This is a genomic window from Eubacterium sp. ER2 (assembly GCF_000765215.1).
Lineage (GTDB): Bacteria > Bacillota > Clostridia > Lachnospirales > Lachnospiraceae > Claveliimonas > Claveliimonas intestinigallinarum.
In genome coordinates, this window is sequence record NZ_JPJE01000048.1 from 1 (window position 1) to 17,592 (window position 17,592).

General features: G+C 57.4%; 17 protein-coding genes and 1 riboswitch. All 17 genes read left to right on the plus strand.

Annotated features, from left to right (window positions below; translation table 11 throughout):
• Window positions 1-302: 302 nt before the first annotated feature.
• Window positions 303-1,127, plus strand: coding sequence for a DUF5685 family protein (locus NI21_RS0114480; RefSeq protein ID WP_033126925.1), 825 nt, complete (start codon window positions 303-305; stop codon window positions 1,125-1,127).
• On the plus strand, window positions 1,087-2,364 hold the full coding sequence (locus tag NI21_RS15935) for an Hsp70 family protein (protein ID WP_242842877.1): 1,278 nt from the start codon (window positions 1,087-1,089) through the stop codon (window positions 2,362-2,364). The genes NI21_RS0114480 and NI21_RS15935 overlap by 41 nt, the downstream gene beginning before the upstream one ends.
• A 69-nt stretch (window positions 2,365-2,433) precedes the next feature.
• On the plus strand, window positions 2,434-2,658 hold the full coding sequence (locus tag NI21_RS17140; protein WP_052084180.1) for a hypothetical protein: 225 nt from the start codon (window positions 2,434-2,436) through the stop codon (window positions 2,656-2,658).
• A 208-nt stretch (window positions 2,659-2,866) separates the two neighbouring features.
• Window positions 2,867-4,177 carry a phenylacetate--CoA ligase family protein gene (locus NI21_RS0114490; RefSeq protein ID WP_033126926.1) on the plus strand — a complete coding sequence of 437 codons (1,311 nt, stop codon included), beginning with the start codon at window positions 2,867-2,869 and terminating at the stop codon, window positions 4,175-4,177.
• A gap of 1 nt (window position 4,178) precedes the next feature.
• Window positions 4,179-5,933 carry an indolepyruvate ferredoxin oxidoreductase subunit alpha gene (iorA, locus tag NI21_RS0114495; protein ID WP_033126927.1) on the plus strand — a complete coding sequence of 585 codons (1,755 nt, stop codon included), beginning with the start codon at window positions 4,179-4,181 and terminating at the stop codon, window positions 5,931-5,933.
• On the plus strand, window positions 5,933-6,511 hold the full coding sequence (locus NI21_RS0114500; protein WP_033126928.1) for an indolepyruvate oxidoreductase subunit beta: 579 nt from the start codon (window positions 5,933-5,935) through the stop codon (window positions 6,509-6,511). Before iorA ends, NI21_RS0114500 begins: the two co-directional genes overlap by 1 nt.
• Window positions 6,512-6,547: 36 nt before the next feature.
• Window positions 6,548-6,967, plus strand: a complete 420-nt coding sequence (locus tag NI21_RS0114505; protein ID WP_033126929.1) for an ACT domain-containing protein — start codon at window positions 6,548-6,550, stop codon at window positions 6,965-6,967.
• Between the two features lie 42 nt (window positions 6,968-7,009).
• Window positions 7,010-8,341, plus strand: coding sequence for a phenylacetate--CoA ligase family protein (locus NI21_RS0114510; protein ID WP_033126930.1), 1,332 nt, complete (start codon window positions 7,010-7,012; stop codon window positions 8,339-8,341).
• A gap of 16 nt (window positions 8,342-8,357) precedes the next feature.
• Window positions 8,358-8,801: an amino acid-binding protein gene (locus tag NI21_RS0114515; RefSeq protein ID WP_033126931.1), complete on the plus strand. Its 444-nt coding sequence runs from the start codon at window positions 8,358-8,360 to the stop codon at window positions 8,799-8,801.
• 119 nt (window positions 8,802-8,920) lie between these two features.
• Window positions 8,921-9,018, plus strand: a riboswitch (glycine riboswitch).
• A gap of 114 nt (window positions 9,019-9,132) precedes the next feature.
• On the plus strand, window positions 9,133-10,221 hold the full coding sequence (gene gcvT, locus NI21_RS0114520) for a glycine cleavage system aminomethyltransferase GcvT (RefSeq protein ID WP_033126932.1): 1,089 nt from the start codon (window positions 9,133-9,135) through the stop codon (window positions 10,219-10,221).
• A gap of 69 nt (window positions 10,222-10,290) precedes the next feature.
• Complete coding sequence (gcvH, locus tag NI21_RS0114525; RefSeq protein WP_033126933.1) at window positions 10,291-10,674, plus strand: glycine cleavage system protein GcvH; 384 nt, start codon at window positions 10,291-10,293, stop codon at window positions 10,672-10,674.
• A gap of 41 nt (window positions 10,675-10,715) precedes the next feature.
• Window positions 10,716-12,026 carry an aminomethyl-transferring glycine dehydrogenase subunit GcvPA gene (gene gcvPA, locus NI21_RS0114530; protein WP_033126934.1) on the plus strand — a complete coding sequence of 437 codons (1,311 nt, stop codon included), beginning with the start codon at window positions 10,716-10,718 and terminating at the stop codon, window positions 12,024-12,026.
• 3 nt (window positions 12,027-12,029) lie between these two features.
• Window positions 12,030-13,472 carry an aminomethyl-transferring glycine dehydrogenase subunit GcvPB gene (gene gcvPB, locus NI21_RS0114535; RefSeq protein ID WP_033126935.1) on the plus strand — a complete coding sequence of 481 codons (1,443 nt, stop codon included), beginning with the start codon at window positions 12,030-12,032 and terminating at the stop codon, window positions 13,470-13,472.
• On the plus strand, window positions 13,469-14,467 hold the full coding sequence (locus NI21_RS0114540; protein WP_033126936.1) for a lipoate--protein ligase: 999 nt from the start codon (window positions 13,469-13,471) through the stop codon (window positions 14,465-14,467). Before gcvPB ends, NI21_RS0114540 begins: the two co-directional genes overlap by 4 nt.
• 23 nt (window positions 14,468-14,490) lie before the next feature.
• Window positions 14,491-15,897 carry a dihydrolipoyl dehydrogenase gene (gene lpdA / locus NI21_RS0114545; protein ID WP_033126937.1) on the plus strand — a complete coding sequence of 469 codons (1,407 nt, stop codon included), beginning with the start codon at window positions 14,491-14,493 and terminating at the stop codon, window positions 15,895-15,897.
• 29 nt (window positions 15,898-15,926) lie between these two features.
• Entirely contained in the window at window positions 15,927-16,556 is a 630-nt protein-coding gene (locus NI21_RS0114550; protein WP_330635954.1) for a cyclodeaminase/cyclohydrolase family protein, read from the plus strand.
• A 45-nt stretch (window positions 16,557-16,601) separates the two neighbouring features.
• Complete coding sequence (locus tag NI21_RS0114555; RefSeq protein ID WP_033126938.1) at window positions 16,602-17,465, plus strand: bifunctional 5,10-methylenetetrahydrofolate dehydrogenase/5,10-methenyltetrahydrofolate cyclohydrolase; 864 nt, start codon at window positions 16,602-16,604, stop codon at window positions 17,463-17,465.
• The last annotated feature ends 127 nt before the right edge of the window (window positions 17,466-17,592 follow it).

The following is a 17,592-nucleotide window of genomic DNA, read 5'->3' on the forward strand; positions in this document are numbered from 1 at the left end:
ATCCTTTATAAGAAAATATGGGAGTTGGCATTTTGGCAAAAAGAGTGGTGCTGGAGCTAGGGCTCCAGCACCACCTTTGTCTACAGTCTGAGACATCCCTGTGGGGATGTCTTTTTTATGTCTCTTTTTGTGGAGCGGGAGCAGGAGAAAAATAAAAAGACTGTGAAATCTATTAACTTTTTTGGGGTTTTGTTGAAACGGCCGGGAAAATGTACCAAGTAATCCTTGGAAAACGATGGGCGAGGGCTTGTCATGGCTGTGGCCGGCAAGCTGTCTGCCGGCGGAAAGGATCGAAGAAATCTATGTTCGGATATATCGGATGTATAAAAGAAAATCTGGATGAGGATCAGCAGAAGCAGTATCAGAGTATTTACTGTGGACTGTGCAGGAGCCTAAAGGAGAGGTACGGGCAGATGGAGCGGATGTGTCTGTCCTACGATATGGCCTTTCTCATCCTCCTTCTGTCTTCCCTCTATGAGCCGGAGGAGAGGAGCGGGAGGTTCCGGTGCAGCGTCCATCCTCTCGGTGGGAGGGAGGAGACGAGGAACAGATTTACAGATTATGCGGCGGATATGACCATTATTTTGTCCTATTATAAATGCCGGGACGACTGGGAGGACGAGGGAAAGCGCGTTCAGCGCTGGTATGCCCGGTCCCTTGAAAAAAAGTGTGAGGAGCTGAAAATGCGGTATCCCAGGCAGTGGAGGGCTGTGGCTGAGGGGACGGCTGGTCTGGAAGCGGTGGAGAAGAAGGCGGCCCGGGAGTTTGACAGGGCCATCAACTGCTCCGGGCAGATGCTGTCAGAGCTCTTTGTCTGCGGGGAGGATTTCTGGAGCGACAGCCTGCGGACCTTTGGCTGCGAGATCGGCAGGTTCATCTATCTGATGGACGCGGCCATGGATTATGAAAAGGATGAGAAAAAGGGAAATTACAATCCTCTGTTCTATATGAGAAGAAAGCCGGAGGACATGAGGGAACTCATGGAGATCCCTCTGGGGAACGCCATGAGGATATTTGAGAAGCTTCCCCTTATCCAGGACGCTGCCCTCATGCGGCATATCCTGTACAGGGGCGTGTGGCAGCAGCATGACGACTCCCAGCGTAGTGGCTTTTACAAAGAAGGGTGAGCGGCTGGTAGGAGAGGCTGCCAGGCGGCAGGCCGTGACAAACCCGGACCGGACCATCAGCTCTGTGAAGCGCCACATGGGAACCGAGTGGAGCGTGCGCATTGACGGGACGGACTACAAGGCGCAGACCATCAGCGCCATGGTGCTGATGCAGCTGAAGGAGGACGCGGAGAAATTTCTGGGGGAGCCGGTGACAGAGGCGGTCATTACAGTGCCCGTCTACTTCAACAATATCCAGAGGCAGGCCACCAAGGACGCGGGACGGATCGCCGGCCTGAACGTAAAGCGCATCATCAACGAGCCCACAAGCGCGGCCATGTCCTACGGGCTGAACCACGGGGAGCCCCAGAAGGTGATGGTGTATGACCTGGGCGGCGATGACTTTGATGAGAGGATCAGCCAGTGGCTGGTGAGGCGCTTTAAGGAGGAGACAGGGGCAGACCTGTCCCGCGACTTCGGGGCCATGCAGCGGGTGAAGGACGCGGCGGAGCAGGCCAAAAAGGAGCTGTCCGCGTCGGAGAGCGCCCACATCACGCTCCCATATCTGACCCAGCACAGAGGGGAGATGCTGCACATGGATCTGACCCTCACAAGAGGACAGCTCCAGGAGCTCATAGGAGACCTCATTGAGCGCACGGCCCGGCCAGTGCGCGGCGCCCTCAGCGATGCGGGCATCGCCCCGGCGGAGCTTGGGAGAGTCCTCTTGGTGGGAGGCTCCACGAGAATTCCGGCTGTCCAGGAGAAGGAGCGGCTGCTGACGGAAAAAGAGCCCTCCAGGAACATCAACCCGGACGAGTGCGTGGCGAAAGGAGCGGCCATCCTGGGAAGCACCCTGGAAGGGAACAGTCTGGTGGCGGCAGGAACAGGCAAGAGCCTGCTCCTTCTGGACATGACCCCTCTGAGTCTGTCCATTGAGACTGTGGGCGGCGTGGCCACCCGCCTGATAGAGAGGAACACGACCCTTCCCACCCGGTATTCCAGGGTGTTCACAACAGCGGTTCCCTACCAGCGCTCCGTGGATATCCATGTGCTCCAGGGGGAGCGCCCCATGGCCAGGGACAACAAGACCATCGGCAAATTCAGGCTGAAGGGTATCAAGGCGGCTCCCGCCGGCGTGCCCCAGATCGAGGTCTCCTTTGACATTGACGCCAACGGCATTCTGAAGGTGTCTGCCCGGGATCTGGACACAGGGAAGCAGCAGTCCATCACCATTACCTCCAACGACAGCATGTCCTAGGATGAGATCCAGCAGGCCATCCGGGACGCCCGGGATTACGCCGGGCAGGATCAGACGAGAAAGGACGCGGTGGAGATCCTGGGAGAGGCCCGGAAGCTGATGGCGGAGACAGAGCGGAAGCTGAAGGAGAAGAAAAAAGACCTGGACAGAGGGACGAAAAAGCAGGTGAAGGGTGACGTGAACAGACTGAACAAGCTGACTATGAAGTGCCGCCTGGACAAGGTGACAGAGGAGCAGCTCGCGGAGATCCGGGAGGCTGTGCGCCAGCTCGAGGAGAGCGCCGGGAGTCTGTAGACGCTTGCTTAAATAATACTCCGGAGAGTCAGTTGTATTTCAACACTCTTTGGAGTATTATTTTCTTAAAACGAAAAGAGAAATCAGCAGGGGCCTTTCGGGCGGGGGATTTTAAATTTTTCGCAAATTAATGCTTTAACTTGCGAAAGTATTGTGCTATACTAAGGGAAGCACGACGCGGAAGCGTAAAATTGAAGGAGGAAATGTCATGATCTGGTCGAAGGAAGAGACCCTGCCAAGAGGCGAGATAGAAGCGATCCAGCTGAAGAAGCTGAAGGAGACGGTGCCCTATATTTATGAGAGGGTTGCTCCCTACCGCAGGAAAATGGACGAGGCAGGGGTGAAGCCGGAGGATATAAAGACACTGGCGGATCTGACGAAGCTGCCCTTTACATACAAAGCGGATTTCAGAGACAACTACCCCATGGGGCTTTTTGCCGTGGACAAGAAGGAGCTGGTCAGGTTCCACGCCAGCTCAGGGACCACAGGAAAGCCCACGGTGGTGGGATACACAAGGAATGACCTGGACATGTGGCTGGAAAACGTGGCCCGCATCGCCTGTATGGGCGGCGCCACAGCCGATGACGTGGCCCAGATTTCCTTTGGATACGGGACCTTCACAGGGGCCCTGGGACTCCATGGAGGTCTTGAGAAGATCGGCGCGTCTGTCATTCCCATGTCTTCGGGAAACACGAAGAAGCAGATCATGTTCCTGCAGGATATGGGCGTGACCCTTCTGGTGGCCACCCCCTCCTATGCGCTCCACCTGGGGGAGGAGATACGGGCGAGAGGCCTGGACCCGGAGAAGGATCTGAAGGTGCACATCGGTCTCTTCGGAGGCGAGGGCATGACGGAGCCCATGCGGGATGAGATGCACAAGGTGTGGGGCCAGCGCTTTCTGTGCACCCAGAACTACGGCATGAGCGAGCTGTGCGGCCCGGGCGTGGCCGGAGAGTGCGAGGAGCTTGTGGGCATGCATGTCAACGAGGACTGGTTTATCCCGGAGATCATCGACCCAAAGACAGAGGAGGTGCTGCCTCCCGGAGAGAGAGGCGAGCTGGTGGTCACCTGTCTCGGGAAAGAGGCGCTGCCCCTTGTGCGCTACCGGACAGGGGATATGACAAGGCTCATGTATGAGCCCTGCAGATGCGGAAGGACGACCGTGCGCATGGAGAACATCTCCGGCCGGGCGGACGACATGCTGGTCATCAGAGGCGTGAATGTATTCCCGACCCAGATCGAGGAGGTGCTGCTCCAGATACCGGAGATCGGACCCCACTACGAGATACTGGTGGAGAGAAAGAACCGGCTGGATGTCATGACCATCACCGTGGAGCTGGTGGACGACAGGCTGCTTGACAGCTACGCGCAGCTCAGCGAGCTGGAGATGAAGATCAGGAAGGGACTGAAGTCCCAGCTGGGCCTTGCCACCCAGATCAAGCTGGTGGCTCCCTACTCCCTGAAGCGGTTTGAGGGAAAGGCAAAGAGAGTGACAGATTTGAGAAAGGATGGACTGTAAAATGTCAGAGTCAAAGAGAGTGATCATGCTCGGCAATGAGGCCATTGCCAGAGGCGCCTACGAGGCGGGAGTGAAGGTGTCAGCCGCCTACCCGGGCACGCCGAGCACGGAGATAAGCGAATATCTTGTACAGTACAGAGACGACCTGTACTGCGAGTGGTCTCCCAACGAGAAGGTGGCCACAGAGGTGGCTATCGGCGCCTCCATAGCGGGGACGAGAGCTATGTCCTGTATGAAGCACGTGGGCTTTAACGTGGCGGCAGACCCGGCCTACACCGTCTCCTACATGGGAGTGAACGGGGGCCTTGTCATCGTGGTGGCCGACGATCCGGGACTTTACAGCTCCCAGAACGAGCAGGACACAAGGATGGTGGCAAGGGCGGCCCACCTGCCGGTGCTGGAGCCCTCCGACAGCGCGGAGGCAAAGGAGTTCATGAAGCTGGCCTTTGACCTGAGCGAGCAGTTTGACCGGCCCTTCGTGTACCGGACCACTACCCGGCTGGCCCACTCCCAGGGGCTGGTAGAGCTGTGTGAGAGAGAGGAAGTGCCGGATAAGCCCTACGAGAGAGACCCGGCCAAGAACGTCATGATGCCAGGCAACGCGAAGGGGCGCCATGTGGTCATCGAGAGGCGGATGGAGGAGCTGGCTGAGGCAGCCAACACACTTTCCATCAACAGGGTGGAGATGAACGATACGAAGATCGGCGTCATCACAAGCGGTATTCCCTACCAGTATGTAAAAGAAGTGCTGCCGGAGGCATCCGTGCTGAAACTTGGCATGGTCAATCCTCTGCCGAGAAAGCTGATCGAGGACTTTGCGTCAAAGGTGGAAACGCTCTATATCGTGGAGGAGCTGGATCCGGTGATCGAGGAGCAGGTGAAGTCCTGGGGCATTAAAGCCATCGGCAAGGAGATCTTTACCGTGCAGGGCGAGTACAGCGCCAATATGCTCAGGGAAGCCATCCTCCATGAGGACCTGCAGCTTGATGCGCCGGCCCAGGTGCCGGGACGCCCGCCTATCCTCTGCCCGGGATGTCCCCACCGCAGCGTCTATTATGTGCTGAACAAGCTGAAGATACACGGGGCAGGCGATATCGGATGCTATACGCTGGGAGCGGTAGCGCCGCTGAGCGTGGTGGACACCACCGTCTGTATGGGTGCCAGCATTTCCACTCTCCACGGAATGGAAAAGGCGAAGGGCAAAGACTATATTAAAAACTGGGTAGCCGTCATCGGCGACTCCACATTTTTACATACAGGTGTCAATTCCCTCATGAACATGATGTACAACAAGGCCACGGGAACGGTGATCATCCTGGACAATTCCACCACCGGAATGACAGGACATCAGGACCACGCGGCCACGGGCAAGACGCTCCAGGGCGACCCCACCTACGCCATCGACATCCCGGGACTTTGCCGGGCACTGGGCGTGAAGCACGTGCAGGAGATCAATGCTCTGGACATTGACACTCTGGAGAAGGCCATCAGGGAAGAGGTGGCAAGGGACGAGGTGTCGGTCATCATCACAAAGACCCCCTGTGTGCTCCTGTCCAAGGCGAAGAAGCCTCTCTACACTGTACATGCGGACAAATGCAAGAAGTGCGGCATGTGCATGAAACCGGGATGTCCGGCCATGACGAGAAACGAAGACGGAACCATCCATATTGACGATACGATGTGCACCGGATGCGGACTGTGTCAGTCGCTGTGCAAATTCGGGGCGATCGAACTGGTAAAGGAAGGTGACAGATAATGGCAGTAAAAAATATTATGATCGTAGGCGTGGGCGGCCAGGGGACCCTGCTCACCAGCCGTGTCCTGGGAGGGCTGGCCATCGCCGGGGGCTATGACGTGAAGCTGTCCGAGGTGCACGGTATGGCCCAGAGGGGCGGAAGCGTTGTCACCTTTGTGCGCTACGGAGACAAGGTGGCGGAGCCCATCGTGGAGGAAGGGCAGGCGGACGTGATCATCGCCTTCGAGAGACTGGAGGCCATGCGGTACGCCCATTTCCTCAAAAAGGACGGGGCCCTTGTAGTCAATGACTGGAGGATAGACCCCATGCCTGTCGTGATCGGCAGCGCCAGCTATCCGGAGGGCATCCTGGAGGAGCTGGGGAAGACCCACAAGGTGTACGCGGTCAACGCCACGGAGGAGTCCAAGAGGCTGGGCAATCCAAAGGTGTTCAACATGATCGTGCTGGGCGTGGCGGCGCAGCACATGGATTTCAGCAAGGAGGACTGGTACAGGGTCATTGAAAATACAGTGCCGCCAAAGACAATAGATATCAACAGGAAGGCATTTGACACAGGATATCACCTTACTGCAAGATGATATAGATTTTAAGGACCAGAAAAAAGGAGGTGTCACATGATCAAGCAGCTATCAGTTTTCGTGGAGAATAAGCCGGGCAGCCTGATGGAGGTTACATCCAAGCTCACAGAAGCACACATCAACATCCGGGCCGTCGCGTCTTTTGATACTCCGGAGTTTGGGATCCTTCGTCTCGTAGTAGATAAGCCAACAGAGGCGAAGGGTTATCTCACTGAGAGGGGATTTGTCGTCAGAGTGAATGATGTCATCGGCGCAGAGCTGGAGGACAAAAAGGGCAATCTCAATCAGATGTTGGCAGTACTTGCAGAAAACAGCATAAACGTGCGCTACATCTATTCATTTGTAATCCGCGAAGGACGCGCTCCGGTTCTGGTTTTCAGCACCGACGATTATGAGAAAGCAGCTTCCATTCTTAAGGATGCAGGTGTGAAGATGGTAGACGAGTCAGACCTGTAGGCCTGGCCGCACCAAAAGTATCAAGAATAGGAGTAAAAGAAAATGGCAGGAGTATCATTAGAAAATTGGCAGGAGAGGATCAGGGATCCGAAGATCGAGTGTATGAGCAGGGACGAGATGAGCGCCCTGCAGAGTGAAAAGCTTGTTAAGCAGGTAAAGAGAGTGTATGAGAACGTACCCTTCTACCGGAGAAAAATGCAGCAAAAAGGTGTGGAGCCCGGCGATATCCGGGGGATTGAGGATATAGGAAAGCTGCCCTTCACCACAAAGGAGGACTTAAGAGACAACTATCCTTTCGGTCTGCTGGCAGTGCCCCAGGAGAAGATCGCCCGGGTACAGGGAACATCCGGCACGACAGGCAAGCTGACACTGGCCTCCTACACAAAGTATGACGTGGAGGTGTGGGGTGAGTGCGTGGCCAGGGCCCTCACTATGGCCGGCCTTACAAGCGAGGACCGCATCCACATCTGTTACGGGTACGGGCTTTTCACGGGAGGTATGGGGCTCGACTATGGCGCTATGCAGCTGGGAGCTATGGCCATTCCCATGTCTGCGGGGAATACCCAGAGACAGATGATGTGCATGGAGGATTTCGGAGCCACAGCCTTCGCCTGCACCCCGTCCTACGCCCTCTACCTGGCCGAGTCCATCCAGGAGGCAGGGCTTGTGGACCGCATGCAGCTGAAGGCGGGCATCCACGGTGCGGAGCCCTGGACGGAGGAGATGCGCAGAAAGATTGAAGATATCCTCCATATCAACTGCTTTGATATTTACGGCCTCTGTGAGGTGACAGGACCGGGCGTTGCCCTGGACTGCATCCACCACGAGGGACTCCATGTATACGAGGACCATTTCTATCCGGAGCTGATCAATCCTGCGACCTACGAGCCCTGCGCGGACGGAGAGACGGGAGAGCTGGTGTTCACAACCCTATCCAAGGAAGGAATGCCCCTGATCCGCTACCGCACAAAGGACCTGACGAGTATGACCCACGGCACCTGCAAGTGTGGGAGAACGCTCGTGAGGATCCACAAGTTCACAGGACGCACCGACGACATGAAGGTCATCCGCGGCGTGAATGTATTCCCGACCCAGGTGGAGACGGCCCTGCTGTCCATGGGCGGAGGCGTGGCGCCCCACTATCTGATGATCGTGGACAGGGAGAACAATATGGATGTGCTCACGGTCATGGTGGAAGTGGACGAGAGATATTTCTCCGACGAGATCCGCAAGCTGGACGAGCTGAAGAACAAGGTGGCGGCTGTGCTGAAGCAGGCGCTCGGCGTATCTGTCCGCGTGAAGCTGGTAGAGCCGAAGACCATCCAGAGAAGCGAAGGCAAGGCCAAGCGCGTCATCGACAACAGGCAGATGTAAGAAGGAGGGGAATATCATGGGAATTAGTAATACAGTACAGCAGTTATCCGTATTTCTGGAGAACAGGGAGGGACGTCTGGACGAGGTGCTGGCAGCGCTGGCAAAGGGCGGCGTGAATATCGTGGCCCTCAGTCTGGCGGACACCTCCGAGTATGGTATGCTCCGGATGATCGTATCGGACCCCCACAAGGGACGGATGGTCCTGAAGGAGGAGGGGATCACGGCCATGCTCACGGACGTGGTGGCCCTGCGGGTGCCTCACGCCACGGGCTCGCTTTCCAAGGCTATGCACCAGCTTGTGGAGGGAGAGGTCAATATCGAGTACATGTACGCCTTTGCCAATGGAAGCGACGCGGCGGCAGTGCTGAAAAGCGACGAGCCGGGAAGAGTGATCGACATCCTGAAGGGAAGCGGCTTTGATGTGTATACTGCAGACGAGGCATACCGGGCTAACGTGTAAAAAACTGCAGAGTTGTGAAAAAATAGACAATTGTACGAAATGTCAAATAAAAAACAATTGTTGACAGAAAATTCACGGGCGGTTATAATAGAGCCAGATTTAATGAGACAAATGATCGGGTGAAGGATCCAAGAGAGACTGTCACATATATCTGAGGCAGCGCCGAAGGGGCAAGGGGACACTTGAAACTCTCAGGCAAAGGTATTGGGTTCGGACGAGGCTCTGGATGAACAGACAGGGAGAGACTGATTTCAAATGAAGGGGACAGTCTCTCCCTGTTTTATTTTATCTGTCTCTTAAATGTAAGTCCGGCAAAGGAGGAAAAGTAGGAATGGAATTGAAAACACCGCTCTATGAGGCGCATGTGAAGGCGGGCGGAAAGATCGTGCCCTTTGGGGGATACCTTCTCCCGGTACAGTACAAGGAAGGAGTGATCAAGGAGCACATGGCAGTGCGCACCCAGGCGGGTCTCTTTGACGTGTCCCACATGGGAGAGATCCTCTGTCAGGGGAAGGACGCCCTGGCCAACCTGCAGATGATGCTGACCAACAATTTTGACAACCTGACGGACGGTCAGGCCAGATACAGCCCCATGTGCAATGAGCAGGGGGGCACGGTGGATGATCTGATCGTATACAAAAAGGGCGATGAGGATTATTTCATTGTAGTCAATGCGGCCAACAAGGACAAGGATTACCAGTGGATGCTGGACCATCAGTTCGGGGAAGTGACATTCACGGATGTGTCAGACCAGTACGCCCAGCTGGCTCTTCAGGGCCCGAAGGCCATGGAGATCCTGCGCAAGCTCGCCCCGGAGGAAAATATCCCGAAGAAATACTATCACGCTGTGTTTGACACGGAGGCCGCGGGTATTCCCTGTATCATCTCAAAGACCGGTTACACAGGCGAGGACGGGGTGGAGATCTACCTGGACAGCGCAAGGGCCCAGGAGATGTGGGACGCTCTTCTCGAGGCCGGGAAGGAGGAGGGACTCATCCCCTGCGGACTGGGAGCCAGAGACACTCTCCGGATGGAGGCAGCTATGCCCCTCTACGGCCACGAGATGGACGAACAGGTGACACCACTTGAGGCCGGCCTGGGATTTGCTGTGAAGATGACAAAGGAGGACTTTATCGGGAAGAAGGCTCTTGAGGAGAAGGGAGAACCGGCGAGAAAGCGCATTGGACTGAAGGTGACCGGCCGGGGCATCATAAGAGAACATCAGGATGTGTACCTGGGCGACCGGCTTATCGGCCACACTACATCCGGGACCCACTGTCCCTATCTGGGCTGCCCGGTGGCCATGGCCCTGGTGGACGCGGACTGTACCGAGCCGGGGACAAAGGTGGAGGCAGACGTGAGAGGACGCCGGGTGGAGGCCCAGATCGTACCCCTTCCGTTTTACAAGAGAAGTAAGTAGGATAACAGAGATATAAAGAGAGCAACAGGAGAAACAAACAGAGCATAGAGAGTGAAAGGAGAAAAGATCATGGAATTAAGAGAGGGACTGCTGTATTCAAAATCACACGAGTGGGTAAAAGAGGAGGGCGAGGAGGTCCTCATCGGACTGACAGACTACGCCCAGTCTGAGCTGGGGGATCTTGTGTTCGTCAATCTCCCGGAGGAGGGCGACGAGGTAACTACCGGGGAGAGCTTCGCGGATGTGGAGTCTGTCAAGGCCGTGTCAGATGTGTACTCCCCTGTGACCGGCGTGGTGAGCGCTGTGAACGAGGAGCTTCTGGACGCGCCGGAGTCCATCAATGAGGCGCCCTACGATGCCTGGTTTGTCAGAGTCAAGGATATTTCTGACCGGGAGGAGCTGCTGACAGCGGCGGAGTATGAGGCGTTTGTGGAGAGCGAGAAGGACGCATAAGGGCATACGGGCAAAGGAGAAAAACAGAAGGAGGAAAATATATGGGAAGCTATGTGCCGAACACCCAGGAGGAACGGCAGGCAATGCTTGAGGCCGCCGGCTATGAGTCCATGGACGACCTGTTCCGGGATATCCCGGAGGAGGTGAAGCTGAAGGGCGGACTGAACATACCTGCAGGGCTTTCTGAGCTGGAAGTAAAGAGAAAGATGCAGTCCATTGCTGCAAAAAATAAAGTGTTCCCCACCATTTTCCGGGGAGCGGGGGCCTACCGCCACTATATCCCGGCCGTGGTGGGCAGCGTGACATCCAAGGAAAATCTCCAGACTGCCTACACCCCTTATCAGGCGGAGATCAGCCAGGGAATTCTCCAGTCTATCTTTGAGTATCAGACCATGATCTGCGACCTGACCGGGATGGACGTGTCCAACGCCTCTGTCTATGACGGCGCCTCAGCCGCGGCAGAGGGAGTGGCCATGTGCAGGGAGAGGAAGCGAGGCAAAGCCTACATATCTGCCGCCGTTCTCCCCTACACGCTGGAGACGGTAAAGACCTACTGCTTTGGAAACGGGATGGAGCTGGAGGTGATACCGGAAAAGGACGGCGTGACGGATGTGGAGTGGCTGAAGGAACGGCTGGCGGGGGAGACCGCCTGCGTTCTCATTCAGCACCCTAACTATTACGGAAACCTGGAGCCTGCAGAGGAGATCGGGGAGGCGGTCCACCAGGTAGGGGGCAAATTCATTATGAGCGTGAACCCTATTTCCCTTGGAATTATGAAGACGCCGGCCGAGTACGGGGCCGATGTAGCGGTGGGAGAGGGACAGCCCCTGGGGCTTCCTCTCGCCTTCGGAGGACCCTACCTGGGCTTTATGGCTGCCACCAGAGCCATGATGCGCAAGCTGCCTGGCAGGATCGTGGGACAGACGAAGGACCGGAACGGAAAGACCGGCTACGTGCTGACTCTCCAGGCCAGAGAGCAGCACATCCGCAGGGAGAAGGCGTCCAGCAACATCTGTTCCAATCAGGCTCTCTGCGCCCTGGCGGTGGGCGTCTACCTGACAGCCATGGGAAACGTGGGGCTCGAAAGAGCCGCCTCCTCCTGTATGTCCAAGGCCCACTACTTTGCAAAAAGGCTGGGAGAGGCCGGCTTTGAGCTGGAGAACAGGGGCGAGTTTTTCCACGAGTTCGTGACCGTGTCAGAAAAGGAGTCCGGCCGGGCGCTGCAGGCGCTGGAGGGGCATGGAATCCTGGGGGGACTTCCCCTGGACGATCACCGGATCCTCTGGTGCTGCACGGAGATGAACACAAAAGAAGAGATGGACGAGGCAGTCCGCATCCTGAAGGAGGTGTAAGGCATGTTAGTATTTGAAAAGAGCAGACCGGGCAGAGGATGCCTTGAGCTTCCTCCCTGCGATGTGGAGACAGTGGGCCTGCCGGAGGGAGACAGACGGGAGAAGAAGCTCCATCTGCCCGCCCTGTCCGAGGTGGAGATATCCCGGCACTACACGGAGCTTGCGAGGAAGACCCACGGGGTCAATGACGGCTTTTATCCCCTGGGCTCCTGTACAATGAAATACAATCCCAGGATCAACGAGGCGGTGGCCTCCCTTCCCGGATTTGCCGATATCCATCCTCTCCAGGGAGAGGACACGGTGCAGGGATGCATGGAGGTGCTGCACCTGGCGGAGAAATACCTGTGTGAGATCACCGGTATGGACCGCATGACCTTCCAGCCCGCGGCGGGGGCTCACGGTGAATTTACCGGGCTTCTCCTCATCAAGGCCTACCACGAGAGCAGAAAGGACAGCAAAAGGACCAAGATCCTCGTCCCCGACTCTGCCCACGGCACCAACCCGGCCAGCGCGGCCATGGCAGGCTACTCGGTGGTGACTATTCCGTCCAACGCAGAGGGCTGCGTGGACATTGAGAAGCTGCGGGAGGCAGCCGGGGACGATGTGGCGGGCCTGATGCTGACCAACCCCAACACAGTGGGCCTGTTTGACAAAAATATCCTGGAGATCACAGATATCGTACACAAGTGCGGCGGACTGTGCTATTATGACGGGGCGAATCTGAACGCGGTCATGGGCACAGTGCGGCCAGGTGATATGGGCTTTGACGTGGTTCACCTGAACCTTCATAAGACCTTTTCCACGCCCCACGGCGGCGGCGGCCCGGGGAGCGGCCCGGTGGGATGCAGGGAGCTGCTGGCAGACTTCCTTCCCTCCGTGCTCGTGACGGGGGAGGCCCCCTACCGGTTTGAAAAGCCGTCCCGGAGCATAGGAGAGATGAAGAGCTTCTACGGCAATTTCCTTGTTGTGGTGAAGGCTCTCACCTACATCCTCACTCTGGGCAGAGAGGGCATTAAGGAGGCCAGCCAGAACGCGGTGCTGAACGCCAATTACATGAGATGTGCCCTGAAGGATCTGTACACCATGGCCTATGATGAGACCTGTATGCACGAGTTTGTCATGAGCCTTGCGGATCTGAAGAAGGAGACCGGTATCTCGGCTATGGATATTGCCAAGGGACTTCTGGACAACGGCATCCATCCGCCAACCATGTACTTCCCGCTGATCGTGGAGGAGGCCCTCATGGTGGAGCCCACGGAGACCGAGTCAAAGGAGACGCTGGACGACGCCATCCAGGTGTTCCGCAGCCTGTATGAGATGGCAAAGACAGATCCGGAGAAGCTGCACGCGGCGCCTGTCACCACGCCGGTCACAAGGCTGGACGAGGTGGAGGCGGCCAGACATCCGGTCCTCACCTATGATTTCGGAGCAGAGGGAGAAGCATGATCGATACAATCAGATACACGGAGAGCAGGCAGTTTGTGCCCTACCACAATCTGGCTGTGGAAAAATATCTTCTGGAGACCTGCGGGGAGAGGGAGTGCATCCTGTATCTCTGGCAGAACCAGAGGACTGTCGTCATCGGGAGGAACCAGAACGCCTGGAAAGAGTGTAAGGTGAGCCGCCTCGAAGAGGACGGCGGGTATGTGGCCCGCCGCCTCTCCGGAGGCGGCGCTGTCTACCACGATCTGGGAAACCTGAATTTTACCTTTCTGGTGAGAAAGAAAAACTACAGTGTGGAAAAGCAGACCGAGGTGATCCTGCGGGCAGTCAAAGCCCTGGGCATCCCGGCCGTCCGGTCGGGGAGGAACGACCTTCTGGCAGACGGGCGGAAGTTCTCAGGGAACGCCTACTACGAGCAGGGGGATCACTGTTATCATCACGGCACGCTGATGGTGGACGTGGACAAGGAGGTGCTGGGGAACTATCTCACGGTGAACAGGGAGAAGCTGAAGTCCAAGGGGGTGGACTCTGTCCGTTCCAGGGTGGTGAACCTGAGAGAATTTGTCCCGGATCTGACGATAGAAAGGCTGAAGGCGGCCCTGCGGCAGGCCTTTGAGGAGGTGTACGGCCGGAGGAGCACTCCCCTGACAGAGGAGGAGCTGGACGGGGAGAGGCTGAAGGCCGACGAGGAGCGCTTTGCGTCCTGGGAGTGGAAATTCGGCCGCAGTCTGGAGTTCCAGTTTGAGCTGTCCCACCGGTTTTCCTGGGGGAGCCTTTCTCTGGAGCTCAAGGTGGACCAGGGGAAGGTGACAGACGCGGCGGTCTATTCCGACGCACTCAGGCCGGATTTTATCCTGGCTCTGCCCGCCTGTCTGAAGCATGCCAGGTACAGCAGGGAGGAGCTCTGCCGGCAGCTGGGCCTGTTCCATCCGGCTGACCCGGCTGAGACAGAGATGCTGCGGGATGTCATCCAGTGGATCGCTTCGGCGGATATATAGGAAAACAAGAGGAGAACAGGAAAATGGAAGAAAGATTTGATCTGATCATCATAGGCGCAGGCCCGGGGGGCTATGTGTGCGCCATCAAGGCCGCCAAGCTGGGACTTAAGACGGCTGTCGTGGAGGAGAGCCGGGCAGGCGGCACCTGCCTGAACCGGGGCTGTATTCCCGCCAAGGCCATGCTCCACGCCTCCGGGCTCTACCGGGAGATCCGCCAGGCTGAGCGGTTCGGGATAAAGGCAGAGGAAGTCAGCTATGACTTTGACAGGATACTGGCCTACAAGGAGGAGACTACAGATCAGCTGGTGCAGGGAGTGGAGCAGCTCTTTAAGGCCAACGCAGTGACCTGTCTGGAGGGCAGAGGAAAGCTCCTGCCGGGAAGACAGGTGGAAGTGGAGAAGGACGGGGAAAGGCAGGTGTACCAGGCGGAGCATGTGGTGCTGGCGGCCGGCTCCAGGCCTGTTATCCTGCCTATCCCGGGCATGGATCTGCCGGGCGTTCTGACAAGCGACGAGCTCTTCCGGCTGCGGGAGGTGCCGGAGAGCCTGGTCATCATCGGGGGAGGGGTCATCAGCGTGGAGTTCGCCACCATCTACTCCTCTCTTGGATGTAAGGTGACGATCCTGGAGGCCATGCCCCGGCTGGTGCCGAACATGGATAAGGAAATCTCCCAGAATTTAAAAATGGTCCTGAAGAAGAGAGGAGTGGATATCCACACCGGGGCGGCGGTCCGGTCTGTGGAGGAGGAGCCAGGGGGGCTTGTCTGCCGGTTTGAGGAGAAGGAAAAGGAGCAGACTGTCTCCGGACAGTATGTGCTCTGCGCCGTGGGGAGGCGGCCCGCCTCAGAGGGACTTTTCGGGGAGGGCGCGGTTCCGGACATGGAGCGGGGCCGTATCCTTGTGGACGAGAAGTTTGCCACAAGCATTCCCGGCGTCTACGCCATCGGGGATATGATCCCGGGTGCCCAGCTGGCCCACGCTGCCAGCGCACAGGGCATGGTTCTGGCGGAGCTGCTGGCGGGGCAGGAACCCTCCGTGGATCTGTCCGTTGTGCCGGGCTGCGTGTACACGGAGCCGGAGATCGCCTCGGCGGGGCTGGACGAGGAGACCGCCAAAGCGCAGGGAATTCCTGTGCGGACAGGAAAATTTATCATGAGCGCCAACGGGAAATCCCTCATCTCAAAGGAGGAGAGAGGATTTATCAAGGTGGTTGTCCACGAAGAGACAGAGGAGATACTGGGCGCTCAGATGATGTGCGGCCGGGCCACTGACATGATCGGTGAGTTTGTCAGTGCCATCTCCAACCATCTGACTGCCTCCCAGGTGCTCAGGGCCATGCGTCCCCATCCCACCTACAACGAGGGTGTGGCGGAGGCCCTGGAGGAGCTGGAGGGCGGAGCCATCCATGTGATGCCCAGAAAGAAGAGATAGACAGAGACAAAAAGAGAAGGAGAAGGATAATGATGATGCTGGAGATGAAGACTACAAAGTTTCTTGAGGAGCTGTCTTCCAAAGCCCCCGTGCCCGGGGGAGGGGGAGCCTCCGCGGCTGTGGGAGCCTTCGGGGCTGCCCTTGGCATGATGGTGGCAAACCTGACTGTGGGGAAAAAGAAATACGCGGCAGTGGAGGAGGAGATCCTGGCGGCCCGGGAGGAGCTGGAGAGGCTGCGGGACAGGCTGGTCACACTGACAGACCGGGATGCCCAGGCCTTTGAGCCCCTGTCCAGGGCCTACGGTCTCCCGAAAAACACAGAGGAGGAGAAGGCGGCCAGGGAGAAGATCATGGAGTCTGCCCTCTATGAGGCCAGCGTGGTCCCCATGGAGATCATGGAGACCGTGCTCTCCTCCATGGATCTGCTGGAGACGCTGGGGGAGAAGGGCAGCAGGCTGGCCCTAAGCGACGTGGGGGTGGGCATCCTCTTCGCCCAGGCGGCCCTGGAGGGTGCCTCCTTAAATGTCTTTATCAACACCCGCCTTATGAAGGACCGAAGCCAGGCGGAGGAGCTGAACGCCCGGGCTGACCGGATGATCGCAGAGGGGCGGGAGAAGAAAGAGCGTATTTACAGCCAGGTGCTTCAGAGTGTAAAATAAAGCGGTAATACAACATGCAGATTACAACACAGGAGGGACAAAAAGATGGGAACAGTGATGCTGGGAACCGAAGTGGCCAAGGCCATGAAGGAGCGCCTGATACAGAGGACAGAAGCGCTGAAGGAGAGAGGAACAGAGCCGAAGCTGGCGATCCTGCGGGTAGGGGCAAGGCCGGACGACCTCTCCTATGAGAGGGGAGCCAAAAAGAGAATGGAGCTGACAGGCATCGGCTGCCAGGTGGTGGAGCTTCCGGAGGATGTCTCCCAGAGAGAGCTGGAGGAGTCGCTAAAGTCGCTGAACAGGGACTCATCCGTGCACGGAATTCTTGTGCTGCGGCCTCTTCCCAGACACCTGGACGAGGAGCCTCTGACGCGGATCATCGATCCGGTCAAGGACGTGGACTGTATGAGCCCTGTCAACATAGCGAAGATCTTTTCCGGGGATGCCAGCGGCTATGCGCCCTGCACGCCGGAGGCGGTGATGGAGATGCTGGACCATTACGGCATTGACCCGAAGGGGAAGAAGGTGACTGTCATCGGAAGGAGCATGGTGGTGGGCAAGCCTCTGGCTATGCTGCTCCTTGGTCGGCATGCCACAGTCACCATCTGTCACACCAGGACAGCAGACCTTGCCGCGACGTGCCGGGATGCGGAGATACTGGTGGCCGCTGCGGGAAAGGCGAAAATGGTGGGCGCTTCCATGGCAGGGGAGGGCGCCGTCGTAGTGGATGTGGGCATCAACATGGACCCGGAGGGAAACCTGTGCGGGGACGTGGACTTTGAGGCGGTAGAGCCCAAGGCATCCTTTATCAGTCCCGTGCCCAGGGGCGTGGGGAGCGTCACCACTTCCGTGCTGGCCCAGCATGTAGTCCGGGCGGCGGAAACCCTGAGCGGACAAAAGAGAGTATAGAAAATACTGTATAGTCAGCGTAAAAAGGCGCGGGAGCGCTGCGGGCAGCCCGGTTGGATTTGACAGGGCTGCCTTTTCCATGTATAATTACTAATAAAGTTAGCAATTTGACACAGCAAAAGAAAGG

What these genes read in the sequence shown, in the direction of transcription:
- NI21_RS0114480 (WP_033126925.1), top strand. Translation starts at nt 303, where the DNA reads ATGTTCGGATATATCGGATGTATAAAAGAAAATCTGGATGAGGATCAG.
- NI21_RS15935 (WP_242842877.1), top strand. Translation starts at nt 1,087, where the DNA reads ATGACGACTCCCAGCGTAGTGGCTTTTACAAAGAAGGGTGAGCGGCTG.
- NI21_RS0114490 (WP_033126926.1), top strand. Translation starts at nt 2,867, where the DNA reads ATGATCTGGTCGAAGGAAGAGACCCTGCCAAGAGGCGAGATAGAAGCG.
- iorA (WP_033126927.1), top strand. Translation starts at nt 4,179, where the DNA reads ATGTCAGAGTCAAAGAGAGTGATCATGCTCGGCAATGAGGCCATTGCC.
- NI21_RS0114500 (WP_033126928.1), top strand. Translation starts at nt 5,933, where the DNA reads ATGGCAGTAAAAAATATTATGATCGTAGGCGTGGGCGGCCAGGGGACC.
- NI21_RS0114505 (WP_033126929.1), top strand. Translation starts at nt 6,548, where the DNA reads ATGATCAAGCAGCTATCAGTTTTCGTGGAGAATAAGCCGGGCAGCCTG.
- NI21_RS0114510 (WP_033126930.1), top strand. Translation starts at nt 7,010, where the DNA reads ATGGCAGGAGTATCATTAGAAAATTGGCAGGAGAGGATCAGGGATCCG.
- NI21_RS0114515 (WP_033126931.1), top strand. Translation starts at nt 8,358, where the DNA reads ATGGGAATTAGTAATACAGTACAGCAGTTATCCGTATTTCTGGAGAAC.
- gcvT (WP_033126932.1), top strand. Translation starts at nt 9,133, where the DNA reads ATGGAATTGAAAACACCGCTCTATGAGGCGCATGTGAAGGCGGGCGGA.
- gcvH (WP_033126933.1), top strand. Translation starts at nt 10,291, where the DNA reads ATGGAATTAAGAGAGGGACTGCTGTATTCAAAATCACACGAGTGGGTA.
- gcvPA (WP_033126934.1), top strand. Translation starts at nt 10,716, where the DNA reads ATGGGAAGCTATGTGCCGAACACCCAGGAGGAACGGCAGGCAATGCTT.
- gcvPB (WP_033126935.1), top strand. Translation starts at nt 12,030, where the DNA reads ATGTTAGTATTTGAAAAGAGCAGACCGGGCAGAGGATGCCTTGAGCTT.
- NI21_RS0114540 (WP_033126936.1), top strand. Translation starts at nt 13,469, where the DNA reads ATGATCGATACAATCAGATACACGGAGAGCAGGCAGTTTGTGCCCTAC.
- lpdA (WP_033126937.1), top strand. Translation starts at nt 14,491, where the DNA reads ATGGAAGAAAGATTTGATCTGATCATCATAGGCGCAGGCCCGGGGGGC.
- NI21_RS0114550 (WP_330635954.1), top strand. Translation starts at nt 15,927, where the DNA reads ATGATGATGCTGGAGATGAAGACTACAAAGTTTCTTGAGGAGCTGTCT.
- NI21_RS0114555 (WP_033126938.1), top strand. Translation starts at nt 16,602, where the DNA reads ATGGGAACAGTGATGCTGGGAACCGAAGTGGCCAAGGCCATGAAGGAG.